Genomic DNA, 11,992 nt, shown 5'->3' on the forward strand with positions numbered 1-11,992 from the left:
ATGACCAGCTCAGCGGCTTCCGAGAATGATCTGTCCTGGCTTCGCGGTACGCGCGTGCTGGTCGCCGGAGGGAGGGTGTCCGGTCAAGCGACTATCGAGCCTCTCGTCGCCCTCGGTGCTGTCGTGACGGTCGCCGATTCGACCTTGGACTTGGCGGAGCGCTGCGCGGAGCTCGGCGCGGACATGGTGACCACCACCTCGATCGAGGATGCTCCGGATTCGATCACCGAGTACGGGCTCGTCGTCACCAGTCCGGGCTTTCGGCCGGATGCACCGATCCTTGCAGCCGCCGCCGGTCACGGGATTCCCATCTGGGGAGACGTCGAGTTCTCCTGGCGCGTCGACCACAGCGGGCACTTCGGCACACCCCGTAAATGGCTCGTCGTGACGGGGACGAACGGAAAGACCACGACGACGTCGATGCTGGCCTCGATTCTCGACGCCGCTGGAGTTGTCGGCCGAGCCTGCGGAAACATCGGGCTGCCGATACTCGACGCACTCGCCGAGACGTCGCCGCGCGTGGAGTACCTCGCTGTCGAACTGTCGTCCTTCCAATTGCACTGGGCGCCTTCGGTGCGTCCGGATGCCGGCGTGGTCCTCAACGTCGCCGAGGATCACCTCGACTGGCACGGCGGAATGAGCGCGTACGCCGAGGCCAAGTCGCGGGCGCTGAGCGGAAAGGTCGCGGTGGTCGGCCTCGATGACGCGATCGCTTCCGAACTGGGAACTCGCGCAACTGCAGACATTGTCACCGGGTTCAGATTGGGTGAACCGGGCGAAGGGGAACTGGGGGTCGAAGCGGGACACCTCGTGGACAACGCATTCGGCGATCACGTCCGCTTGGCCGAAGCAGCGTCGATAGATCCCGCCGGCCCGGCAGGCGTCATGGACGCGCTGGCCGCCGCCGCCTTGGCGCGGGCACTCGGATTCGAGGCAGACGTCGTCGAACGCGGTCTGGCCGCACACAAGGTCGGCCCACACCGAGGGGCGCTGGTCGGCCGTGTCGGGTCCGTTGTGTACATCGACGACTCCAAGGCCACCAATCCGCACGCAGCCAGACCGTCGATACTCGCGCACGATCGCGTCGTCTGGGTTGCAGGCGGTCTGCTCAAGGGAGCCAGCGTCGACCAATTGGTGAGCGAAGTCGGCCCTCGACTCTCCGGCGCTGTCCTTCTCGGGCGTGACGCTGGTGTGATCGAGGACGCGCTCGCGCGACACGCACCCGATGTTCCCGTGGTGCACGTGATGTCGGGGGACGATGCAGTGGTGAGCGAAAACAGCAGCAACTCGACTCTCACCATCCGGCTGCCGTCGGGTGCCGACGCGGATGCCGTCATGGCCGCAGTGGTAATCGAAGCTGCCGAGTTGGCGTCCCCCGGTGATGCAGTTGTACTCGCCCCGGCCGCCGCGTCCTTGGACATGTTCGCCAGCTACGGACATCGTGGTGACAGCTTCGCCGCCGCCGTAGCCGCATTACCCGATCCGTTCACGGATTCGCCTGGCCAAGCCGGGAACTTGCTATGACCAAGGGTCCCAAGACCCGAATCGGTGCCTGGTTGGCGCGGCCGTTGGCGTCGTTCCACCTGGTGGTGACGATTGCCACGATGTTGACTGTCTTGGGGCTCGTGATGGTTCTGTCGGCGTCGAGCGTCGAGCAGTACGTGTCCGGTGGCTCGGCGTATTCGTTGTTCACCCAGCAGTTGATCTTCGCGATTCTCGGAGCTGTGCTCTTCTACGTCGCGCTGCGGATCCCGGCGAGAGTGCTCCGGCAGTACTCGTTTCCGCTGTTCGTCGTCGTGCTGATCATGCTGGTACTCGTCCTGATTCCGGGAATCGGCACAGAAGCGCAGGGCGCGCGTCGCTGGTTCAACGTCGGCGGGTTCTCGGTGCAGCCCTCGGAAATCATGAAGGTCGCGTTGGCGATCTGGGGCGCCCATCTGTTGGCTTCGCGGCGGCCGGACGACCGATCCGTGAAGTCGATCCTGATTCCGCTCGTGCCCGCAGCAATGCTGGTCTTCGCGCTGGTCGTCGCGCAACCGAACCTCAGTACGACCATCGCATTGGGAATCATCGTCGGGGCCCTGCTGTGGTTCGGTGGGCTGCCACTGAAGCTCTTCGGCTCGATCGCGGTGACGGGCGTCGTCGTGGCGGGCGTGCTGGCGATGACGGCCGGTTATCGTTCCGATCGAGTTCAAGCCTTCTTCAACAAGAGCGACGACCTGCAGGGCAACAACTATCAGGCCAAGCAGGCTTTGTATTCGCTCGCCGACGGGGGCCTTTTCGGACGCGGACTCGGTCAGAGCGTCGCCAAGTGGAACTACCTACCCAACGCGCACAACGACTTCATCTTCGCGATCATCGGCGAAGAGTTGGGATTTGTCGGCTGCGCAGTGGTGATCGGTTTGTTCGCTGTATTCGTCTACACGGGATTGCGGATCGCAGCCCGCAGCATCGATCCGTTCTGGCGGCTCCTGTCGGCCACTGCAACTACCTGGATCGTCGGCCAGGCAATGATCAACATCGGTTACGTCATCGGACTGCTGCCGGTGACCGGACTCCAGTTGCCCTTGGTCTCCGCCGGCGGTTCGTCCTTGGCGATCACGTTGTTCATGTTCGGTGTCATCGCCAATGCAGCGCGCCACGAGCCCGAAGCAGTTGCCGCTCTGAACTCCGGGCAGGACGGCAAGATCTCGAAGTTGCTCAGACTGCCGAAGCCCGTGCTGTACCCCCCGCCGTCAGGGGGCCGGCCGATCCGTCGACCGAAGCCCGCACGGCAGATCGAACCGGCACGCGGACGCGACGGCCGGCGCGCGATCGAGACGGGCGATCGACGCAAGCGGGCAGATCAAGGCGCTCGCCCTTCCTCGGATTCCAACCGAGGTGCGGCCGCTGGGTCACGGAAGCGCACCGCGGGAGGGCAGAATGGTCAGCGTCGGCAGGCGCCGACACGTAGGGCACAAGATCCACGAGAAGTTCGAGAGCGAGGAATTCGTAGGTGAGCGGCAACAAATCGGCTCTGTCGGTAGTGGTGGCAGGGGGAGGCACGGCTGGTCACATCGAACCCGCACTTGCTGTCGCGGACGCGGTCAAGGCCGCTGCGCCCGACACCAGAATCACTGCGCTCGGGACGGCGCGTGGTCTAGAAACCACCTTGGTGCCGGCTCGCGGGTACACGCTCGAGCTCATTCCCCCGGTTCCGCTTCCTCGTAAGCCCACGATGGATCTCGTCAAACTGCCGACACGCATCCTCGCCTCGGTGCGCAAGACCCGTGAGGTACTCGATTCCGTCGACGCCGACGTGATCGTCGGTTTCGGTGGCTACGTCGCGCTTCCGGCCTACCTTGCAGCACGTGGTGGTGTTCTTCGGCGCCGCCGCAAGATTCCGATCGTCATCCACGAGGCAAACGCGAGCGCCGGAATCGCGAACAAGATCGGTGCTCGCCTGGCGACGCGGGTGCTTGCCGCCGTTCCGGGGTCAGGTGTGAAGAACCGCGGCGATCAGGACGCCGAGATCGTCGGCATTCCGGTCCGGGCGTCGATCGCGAATTTCGATCGAGCGGGACTCCGCTCGCAAGCTCGCGAGTACTTCGGACTTCCTCAGGACGGTCCCGTTCTGCTCGTCTTCGGCGGATCGCAAGGCGCGAAGTCGCTCAACGACGCGGTGTCCGGAGCAGCGGAAGAACTGGCGAAGGCCGGGATCTCGGTCCTTCACGCACACGGACCCAAGAACTCCCTCGAAGTCACGCAGTACTCGGAGACGGCACCGTATGTGGCTGTTCCCTATCTTTCGCGGATGGATCTCGCGTATGCCGCAGCCGACGCGACTATCTGTCGTTCGGGCGCGATGACCGTCGCCGAGGTCTCGGCGGTCGGGCTTCCGGCCGTCTACGTTCCGTTGCCGCACGGCAATGGTGAGCAGGAACTCAACGCGAAACCCGTTGTCGCAGCGGGCGGTGCGATCATCGTCTCCGACAACGAGCTCACGCCGACGTTCGTCGCCGGTACCGTCGTCCCGATGCTGAGCGACAGCGCGCGCCTCGACAAGATGAGCAGTGGCGCTGCCAACGTCGGGCACCGCACCGCGGCAACCGAGATCGCACGGATCGTGCTCGACATCGCGGCAAAGGAAAACGCCGTCCAGGAAAACGCAAGGGGAAACCGATGACCGCGCTGCCCGCCCACCTCGAGCGAGTACACATGGTCGGAATCGGCGGTGCCGGTATGTCCGGCATCGCTCGAATTCTGCTTTCCCGCGGGGGCCTCGTCTCGGGTTCGGACGCCAAGGAGAGCCGAGGAGTCCTGGCGCTCCGTGCACGCGGGGCGCAGGTCCGGATCGGCCACGACGCCGATGCTCTCGACCTGCTGCCGGGTGGTCCGACCGTCGTCGTCACGACGCACGCGGCTATCCCGAAGGACAACCCGGAACTCGTCGAGGCCGCTCGCCGCGGAATCCCGGTGATTCTTCGTCCGGCTGTCCTTGCATCACTGATGCAGGGCAATCGCACGTTCCTGGTTTCGGGTACACACGGCAAGACGTCGACAACGTCGATGCTCGTGGTCGCCCTGCAGCACTGTGGTTTCGACCCTTCGTTCGCCGTTGGCGGCGAACTCAACGAAGCGGGAACGAATGCCCATCACGGCAGCGGTGACGTCTTTGTCGCGGAGGCGGACGAGAGTGACGGGTCGCTGCTGCAGTACGACCCCAACGTGATCGTCGTGACCAACATCGAGGCCGATCACCTCGACTATTTCGGGAGTGTCGAAGCGTATGTGAAGGTGTTCGACGATTTTGTCGACAAGTTGCGTCCGGGTGGGCTCTTGATTGCTTGCCTCGACGACCCGGGATCGGCGGATCTCGCGAAGCGAATCGTGGCCTCGGGCCGTTCGGACATCCGGGTACTCGGTTACGGATCGGCAGACGCGCAGGAGGTGGAGGCGGGCACCGCCTTCGAGCCTGTCGACGGTGTCGAGGTCGGAGTCCGACTACTGGGCTTCCATGCGCACGACGTCGGGGGAGTCCTGCAGTTCCACCTGGCGGGCGAGAGCGCCGCGCGAACCGTGCGGATGGCAGTGCCGGGTCGTCACATGGCGCTCAACGCACTTGCGGCTCTACTGGCTGCCCGTGACGCCGGCGCCGAGACGGAGGAGATCGTCGAGGGGCTCGCCGGATTCGGTGGCGTACACCGCCGGTTCCAGTTCACCGGCCGCGAGCGTGGTGTCCGGGTGTTCGACGACTACGCCCACCATCCGACCGAAGTTCGGGCGGTTCTCGGCGCGGCGGCGGATCTGGTTCGACCGGAGGACGATTCGTCGTCGACCAATTCGGCAGCCGGACGCGTGATCGTGGTCTTCCAACCTCATCTCTATTCACGCACCGCCGCGTTTGCCGAGGAGTTCGCGCAGGCGCTGGACTTGGCCGACGAGGTTGTCGTTCTCGATGTCTACGGCGCTCGCGAAGAGCCGATGCCGGGCGTCAGTGGTGCGCTGGTCGCTCAGTCGGTCACGAAACCTGTTCACTATCAACCGGATCTGTCGCAGGCGCCAAAGCAGGTGGCGGCGTTGGCTCACCCCGGCGACATCGTCATCACGATGGGTGCCGGTGACGTGACCATGCTCGGCAAACAGATCCTCGATGCTTTGCGTTCGGCGCCGCATCCCGCGCCGCGATGACACCCGACGCACGAAGTCGGCGCGGGCGTCGAGATCCTCGAGCCAGACAAGCCACCAGTACGCGTCGGCGCAGTACTCGCACCGAATCGCGATACTCGACGCGGTCGACGGAGCCGGCTCCCGAACCCACACCGACTCGTAAGTGGTTCAAGCGACCGCTGATCGTGGCACCGCTGGCAATCGTGCTGGTGGTGGGAATTGCGTTGACGGCTTGGTTGTCGCCGGTGCTCTCGGTCCGGGGCACCGAAGTTCTCGGTGCGACGACCGTCAGTGAGGAACAGATCCTTTCGCTCCTGGCCGTACCGACCGGTCAGCCGTTGATGCGGGTAGACACCGGCGCCGCCGCCGCACGTGTGGCGACGATTCCGAAGGTGGCCTCGGCTCGTGTGCAGCGGATGTATCCGTCTACTATCCGCGTCACCGTCACCGAACGGGTACCGGTCGTCTTCGTCGACTCACCTGAGGGTGCACACCTGCTGGACGAGAAGGGCGTCGACTTCGAGATGGGCGTCCCGCCGCCCGGGGTTCCGCGTCTGGTGACACCGACGCCGGGGTGGAACGACGAGCCGACGCTTGCCGCGCTCGAGGTGTTGTCGGTGTTGCCGCCGGATCTGCGATTTCAGGTGGGAGAGGTTGCCGCTCGGTCGATTTCGAGTGTCACGCTGACTCTGCTCGACGGTCGCGTCGTAAACTGGGGCGGTGTCGAGCACTCGGATCGTAAGGCTGCTGTGACGCTTCCGCTGTTGACCCAACCGGGGCAGACGTACGACGTGTCCAGTCCTGATCTGCCGACGGTGCGATAGCGCCCGGTGCAGCCGTGCGTCAGTGCGCAGCAAATACTTCGGTGTGTCTCGGCGCGCCTAATGGCGGAACGCGACGACGGTGCATAGCGTTTCGTTTCAGATCGAATACTTGACATAACTCTAACCCTGTGGTTGAGGTTTAGGGTTGTTCTCGAAGAGCATGAAGCTACAAAAACAGCAGTAACAAAGACAGCAGCACTGACAAGCAGCGTGAAACACGACACGGAAGGCGAGAGCCGATGACGCCCCCGCACAACTACCTCGCCGTAATCAAGGTCGTCGGCATCGGCGGCGGCGGCGTGAACGCAGTCAACCGCATGATCGAACAGGGACTCAAGGGAGTCGAGTTCATCGCGGTCAACACGGACGCGCAAGCCCTTCTGATGAGTGACGCCGACGTCAAGCTCGACGTCGGTCGTGAATTGACCCGTGGCCTCGGCGCCGGTGCCGACCCGGAAGTGGGTCGCAAGGCAGCCGAAGATCACAAGGACGAGATCGAAGAGGTCATCAAGGGCGCCGACATGGTGTTCGTGACCGCAGGCGAGGGTGGTGGCACCGGAACCGGTGGTGCCCCTGTCGTGGCAAGCATCGCCCGGAAGCTGGGCGCACTCACCGTCGGTGTCGTGACGCGACCGTTCTCTTTCGAGGGCAAGCGTCGTGGGGGACAGGCGGATACCGGAATCCAGGCGCTCCGCGAGTCCTGCGACACGCTGATCGTCATTCCCAACGATCGCCTGCTCCAGCTCGGTGACGCGGCCGTCAGCCTGATGGACGCGTTCCGCAGCGCGGACGAGGTTCTCCTCAACGGCGTCCAGGGCATCACCGACCTCATCACCACCCCGGGTCTGATCAACGTCGACTTCGCGGACGTCAAGGGTGTCATGTCCGGTGCCGGTAGTGCGTTGATGGGAATCGGTTCCTCTCGGGGTGAGGGACGCGCGATCAAGGCGGCGGAATCCGCGATCAATTCCCCGCTCCTCGAAGCTTCGATGGAAGGCGCCCGCGGCGTGCTCCTGTCGATCGCCGGCGGTAGCGATCTGGGTCTGTTCGAGATCAACGAGGCGGCTTCGCTGGTGCAGGAAGCTGCCCACATCGACGCCAACATCATCTTCGGAACGGTCATCGACGATTCACTCGGTGACGAGGTTCGTGTGACGGTCATCGCTGCGGGATTCGACGGAGGAGCTCCGGCTCGTCGTCCCGTGGAGTCGACCGCGCAGGGACGTGGAGCTATCGGCGCCGGGCGCGCGGGTGAGGTCGGCCGGTCGCCGGTGGCCGCCGAACCTGCTGGCGAGCAGCCGATTTCCGCAGCGCGCGAGACCACCGGTTCGGGCAGCTTGCCTCCGATCGGTGGCCCCCGCCATGCGCCGGTCCAGGAAGACGAGGGCGACGACGACGTCGACGTGCCGGTCTTCATGCGTCGCTGACGTAGGGCTACAAACAGTTTCGAGAACAGGGTGCCCGGAATTTCTGGGTACCCTGTTCTTGACTGGATGTCCGGTCACGTCTGAGCCGGACGACAACTTTCGACGTTTGTGAGCACACTTATCTTGAGTACCGAGAAGTCGACCACCCGCACCCGCATTCGCCGCGTCGTGACCAGCCGAGCCGGTGGTGTTTCCGCGTCACCGTACGAGTCGTTCAATCTGGGCGATCACGTCGGAGACGATCCGGCAGCCGTCGATGCGAATCGCCGACGTCTGGCACGCGAAATAGGCGTCGAGCCTGACCATCTCGTGTGGATGGAACAAATCCATTCGCGCAACGTCACTGTCGTGACGGAACCGACCGACGAAGTGATTCCGGTGACGGATGCTCTGGTCACCACTGTTCCCGGCCTGGCGCTAGCCACCCTCAGTGCAGATTGTGTTCCCGTTCTGCTCTCCGACGAGGAGGCCGGTGTGATCGCGGCCGTTCATGCCGGACGGATCGGTGCCCGCATCGGTATCGTCCCGCGCGTCCTCGCGGAGATGGTGCGTCAGGGCGCGGACGTTTCGCGTATCGGCGCCTTCCTCGGTCCGGCTGCGAGCGGACGCCAGTACGAGGTTCCCGCTGCGATGCGCGCGGACGTGGAAAAGCACTTGCCGGGCAGCGCAACTCGCACCGAGAAGGGCACGCCGGGGCTCGATCTGCGTGCGGGACTGCGTAAGCAGTTGCTCGCCGCGGGTGTGTCCGGTGTCGCCGAGGACCCGCGGTGCACGATCGAGGATCGCGCGTTGTTCAGTCATCGCCGAGAATCTCTGACCGGGCGTCAAGCTGCAGTGATCTGGATGGAAGCGCCCGCAGCGCAGGAAACCGTCTAGGCAGAAATGCGCGAGACGGAAATGCGGCTGACAGAAATATCGACGGCACTCGACTCGGTGAGGGCGCGATTGGCGGCCGCCTGCCTTGCCGCCGGTCGCGAGGTTTCCGACGTAGCACTGCTGCCGGTGACCAAATTCTTTCCGGCGTCCGACGCTCGAATCCTGTACGAACTGGGTTGCCGTGAATTCGGTGAGTCTCGTGAGCAGGAAGCAGTGGAGAAGGTCGCGGACTTCGACGGCGCTGCACAGACGGGCGCGATCGATGATCCGGTTCGCTGGCACATGATCGGACAGTTGCAGCGCAACAAAGCTCGGTCGGTAGCGAAGTGGGCCTATGCAATTCACTCGGTGGACAGTGCGCGACTGGTCGATGCACTCGATCGGGCTGCGCTGAGTGCTTTGTCGGACGGTGAGCGCACGGAGCCGCTCCGGGCGCTCATCCAGGTAAGTCTCGACGGAGACCCCGCGCGTGGCGGAGTTCCGACGGGCGAGCTAACGCCTCTCGCCGAGCGGATCGAATCAGCCGAAGGTCTCGAATTCGCGGGACTGATGGCCGTCCCGCCGCTTGGATCAGATCCGGACGAGCAGTTCGAAATCCTCCGCAGGGCACATCTTTTGATCCTCGAATCGCATCCCCGGGCAACCGAACTCTCGGCCGGTATGACCGGCGATCTGGAGGCTGCAGTGCGCCACGGATCAACCTGCGTGCGTGTCGGAACCGCACTGCTCGGCTCACGACCAGTAATCTCGAGGTGATCGCTCAGGTGATCGCCCAACCCGTCCACACCGCTGCGACCGGTCGCAGTCGGATTGATTCCGCCGCGCCAAGGAAGGTCGATCAATGAGCAACCTGCATAAGTTCAAGGCTTACTTCGGCATGGTTCCCCTCGATGACTACGAGGACGAATACGTGGAGGAGCCCGATCAGGCTCGCCGCGCACCCCGTCGTAGTCACGACGGCTATGCCGAGCGCGACGACCGCGAGTTCGTCGAACCTGCCTTCTCGAAGGCGAGCTACGCGCCCAGTCGTCGTGACGAAGAGGACGCGGAGTTCGATCGCTACGATTCCCGGCCCCGCGTCGACACCGTTCCCAGCCGCAGCAGCCGCCCGGCGATGGCGCCGCGCCCGGTCGACGACGGCGGCCCGCTCGCCAAGATCACGACACTGCGTCCGCAGAGCTACGCAGAGGCCCGCACGATCGGTGAGCGGTTCCGGGACGGCACTCCCGTCATCATGGATCTGGTCGACATGAGCAACGCCGACGCGAAGCGTCTGGTCGATTTCGCGGCCGGCCTGGCGTTCGCATTGCGTGGTTCTTTCGACAAGGTAGCCACCAAAGTGTTTCTTCTCTCACCGGCCGACATCGACGTTTCCGCCGAGGAGCGCCGTCGGATCGCCGAGACGGGTTTCTACAGCCAGAAATGATGGTCTCGACCGCAGTCCGGCCCCTGAGCAGGGGTGACGTGAGCACATTCGAACGGCGGCCCGTCCCGGCGGACGCCGCATTCGGACCCATCGCCGGCCGTTACAAGACGGACTCGATGCGGACCGGTTCCGGAATTGCTGCGGTGTGTCTGTTTTGGACACACCGCAGAAGTCAGGCAGAGTGAGGGTGTGGACGCGCTTCTCTCTGTGATCTATCTGGTGCTGGTTGTCTTCTGGCTGTTGCTGATCGGCAGAGTGATCGTCGAGTTCGTTCGTTCGTTTGCCAGAGATTGGCGACCGACCGGATTGGTCGCAGTCATTCTCGAAACCATTTTTACGATCACCGATCCTCCGGTGAAACTGCTCCGCAGGTTGATCCCCCCGATCAACCTCGGTGGAGTTCGCTTGGATCTATCCATCATGGTCTTGCTTTTCATCGTCATCATCCTGATGTCGGTTGTTCGCTGAGCGCAGTCCGAGTGAGTGGTATGCCAGAATGGATGCCATAACTCATCCAGTGGTTCGCCACTACGTAGACTGTGTTGCAACTGAATGCTTGCTAGACCGCCAAATGACGCGTGAAGGGATCCTTCCATGCCGCAACTGACTCCAGCTGACGTGCACAACGTTGCGTTCAGCAAGCCGCCTATCGGCAAGCGTGGCTACAACGAGGACGAGGTCGACGCATTCCTCGACCTCGTCGAGCAGGCGCTGTCGCAGCTCATCGAAGAGAATGCGGACCTGCGCCAGCGCGTAGGTGAGCTGGATCAGGAGCTCGCGGCTGCCAAGAAGTCGCCGGCACCTGCTCAGCAGGCAGCACCCGTCGCAGCGCAGCCCAAGCCGGAGCCCGCTCGGGTCGTCGAACCGCCCAAGCCTGCACCTGTTGCAGCGCCGGTTCCCGCCGCCGCTGCCGTTGCAGCGCCGCAGAGCGGCGACACCCACATGCAGGCCGCAAAGGTCCTCGGACTGGCTCAGGAGATGGCGGATCGCCTCACCAACGATGCCAAGACCGAGTCCGAGCAGCTGCTCGGCAGTGCCCGCACCAACTCCGAGCAGCTCATGAGCGAGGCTCGCAGCAAGGCTGACGGCATGATCGCGGATGCGCGCAACAAGTCGGAGGCGATGCTCACCGACGCTCAGACTCGCTCCGAGACCCAGCTTCGCCAGGCTCAGGAGAAGGCAGACGCTCTCAAGGCGGACGCCGAGAAGAAGCACACCGAAATCATGGCGACCATCAACCAGCAGCGTTCGGTCCTCGAGGGCCGTATCGAGCAGCTCAAGACGTTCGAACGCGAGTACCGGGTGCGCCTGAAGTCCTACCTGGAATCGCAGCTCGAAGAGCTCGAACAGCGCGGCTCGGCCGTTCCGGTCGACGGTGGACAGGATTCCTACAGCCCGTCCTTCGCCAAGGGAAACAGCTGACCGAGAGCGCCCCGTCGGCTCAGCTATCGGACCGGACAAAGGTTGATACGTGCTGGTCGTGACGTTGGTTCTCGCGGGAGTTGGTTTCGCTCTCCTGATCGTCGCCCTGACCACAGGGTCGCTGATCTGGGCGTGGGCATGTATCGCGATTTGTGTAGCAGGTGCCGTCCTCCTGCTGGTCAGTGCGCTGACCAGCAGGAAGGCGGTTCCTTCGTTGGATGACCCGGCATCGGGCAGCGGAATGTCGTCGCCTTACGGTCGAGTCGAGAGTTCCTCGAATTCGTCGATCGACGATGCAGCCACCGCCAACGATGACAATCAGAGAAATCATGGCGAGTCGCCGGGTGGCCCCGACAAGTCCTAGGGCG

12 protein-coding genes are annotated in these 11,992 nt (G+C 64.0%); all 12 read left to right on the forward strand.

Annotated elements, in window-relative coordinates:
• The 12 genes from murD (at window position 1) to YH3_RS24515 (ending at window position 11,988) form a co-directional block, all read left to right on the forward strand.
• Window positions 1-1,524: a UDP-N-acetylmuramoyl-L-alanine--D-glutamate ligase gene (gene murD, locus YH3_RS24455; RefSeq protein WP_064444148.1), complete on the forward strand. Its 1,524-nt coding sequence runs from the start codon at window positions 1-3 to the stop codon at window positions 1,522-1,524.
• Entirely contained in the window at window positions 1,521-2,999 is a 1,479-nt protein-coding gene (gene ftsW / locus YH3_RS24460) for a putative lipid II flippase FtsW (RefSeq protein WP_064444149.1), read from the forward strand. The genes murD and ftsW overlap by 4 nt, the downstream gene beginning before the upstream one ends.
• Complete coding sequence (murG, locus tag YH3_RS24465; protein WP_003941767.1) at window positions 2,996-4,165, forward strand: undecaprenyldiphospho-muramoylpentapeptide beta-N-acetylglucosaminyltransferase; 1,170 nt, start codon at window positions 2,996-2,998, stop codon at window positions 4,163-4,165. Before ftsW ends, murG begins: the two co-directional genes overlap by 4 nt.
• Window positions 4,162-5,670, forward strand: a complete 1,509-nt coding sequence (gene murC, locus YH3_RS24470) for a UDP-N-acetylmuramate--L-alanine ligase (protein WP_030537033.1) — start codon at window positions 4,162-4,164, stop codon at window positions 5,668-5,670. The genes murG and murC overlap by 4 nt, the downstream gene beginning before the upstream one ends.
• Window positions 5,671-5,834: 164 nt before the next feature.
• Complete coding sequence (locus YH3_RS24475; protein ID WP_007733212.1) at window positions 5,835-6,473, forward strand: cell division protein FtsQ/DivIB; 639 nt, start codon at window positions 5,835-5,837, stop codon at window positions 6,471-6,473.
• Between the two features lie 239 nt (window positions 6,474-6,712).
• Window positions 6,713-7,900, forward strand: coding sequence for a cell division protein FtsZ (gene ftsZ, locus YH3_RS24480; RefSeq protein ID WP_003941788.1), 1,188 nt, complete (start codon window positions 6,713-6,715; stop codon window positions 7,898-7,900).
• Between the two features lie 108 nt (window positions 7,901-8,008).
• Complete coding sequence (gene pgeF, locus YH3_RS24485) at window positions 8,009-8,776, forward strand: peptidoglycan editing factor PgeF (RefSeq protein ID WP_007733207.1); 768 nt, start codon at window positions 8,009-8,011, stop codon at window positions 8,774-8,776.
• 6 nt (window positions 8,777-8,782) lie between these two features.
• The gene (locus tag YH3_RS24490) at window positions 8,783-9,532 is read left to right on the forward strand and encodes a YggS family pyridoxal phosphate-dependent enzyme (RefSeq protein WP_007733204.1); all 750 of its coding nucleotides are present in this window, start codon (window positions 8,783-8,785) and stop codon (window positions 9,530-9,532) included.
• A gap of 85 nt (window positions 9,533-9,617) precedes the next feature.
• The gene (locus tag YH3_RS24495) at window positions 9,618-10,202 is read left to right on the forward strand and encodes a cell division protein SepF (protein ID WP_064444150.1); all 585 of its coding nucleotides are present in this window, start codon (window positions 9,618-9,620) and stop codon (window positions 10,200-10,202) included.
• A 189-nt stretch (window positions 10,203-10,391) separates the two neighbouring features.
• Entirely contained in the window at window positions 10,392-10,670 is a 279-nt protein-coding gene (locus tag YH3_RS24505) for a YggT family protein (RefSeq protein WP_003941780.1), read from the forward strand.
• 126 nt (window positions 10,671-10,796) lie between these two features.
• On the forward strand, window positions 10,797-11,624 hold the full coding sequence (locus YH3_RS24510; RefSeq protein ID WP_003941722.1) for a DivIVA domain-containing protein: 828 nt from the start codon (window positions 10,797-10,799) through the stop codon (window positions 11,622-11,624).
• Between the two features lie 49 nt (window positions 11,625-11,673).
• A complete protein-coding gene (locus YH3_RS24515) occupies window positions 11,674-11,988 on the forward strand; it encodes a hypothetical protein (protein ID WP_007733197.1) in 315 nt (104 codons plus the stop codon).
• The last annotated feature ends 4 nt before the right edge of the window (window positions 11,989-11,992 follow it).

Source organism: Rhodococcus sp. YH3-3 (genome assembly GCF_001653035.1).
Taxonomy (GTDB): Bacteria; Actinomycetota; Actinomycetes; order Mycobacteriales; family Mycobacteriaceae; genus Rhodococcus_F; species Rhodococcus_F qingshengii.

Excerpts from the sequence above, each read along its gene's own strand:
- murD (WP_064444148.1), top strand. The coding sequence starts at position 1 with ATGACCAGCTCAGCGGCTTCCGAGAATGATCTGTCCTGGCTTCGCGGT.
- ftsW (WP_064444149.1), top strand. The coding sequence starts at position 1,521 with ATGACCAAGGGTCCCAAGACCCGAATCGGTGCCTGGTTGGCGCGGCCG.
- murC (WP_030537033.1), top strand. The coding sequence starts at position 4,162 with ATGACCGCGCTGCCCGCCCACCTCGAGCGAGTACACATGGTCGGAATC.
- ftsZ (WP_003941788.1), top strand. The coding sequence starts at position 6,713 with ATGACGCCCCCGCACAACTACCTCGCCGTAATCAAGGTCGTCGGCATC.
- YH3_RS24490 (WP_007733204.1), top strand. The coding sequence starts at position 8,783 with ATGCGCGAGACGGAAATGCGGCTGACAGAAATATCGACGGCACTCGAC.
- YH3_RS24495 (WP_064444150.1), top strand. The coding sequence starts at position 9,618 with ATGAGCAACCTGCATAAGTTCAAGGCTTACTTCGGCATGGTTCCCCTC.
- YH3_RS24510 (WP_003941722.1), top strand. The coding sequence starts at position 10,797 with ATGCCGCAACTGACTCCAGCTGACGTGCACAACGTTGCGTTCAGCAAG.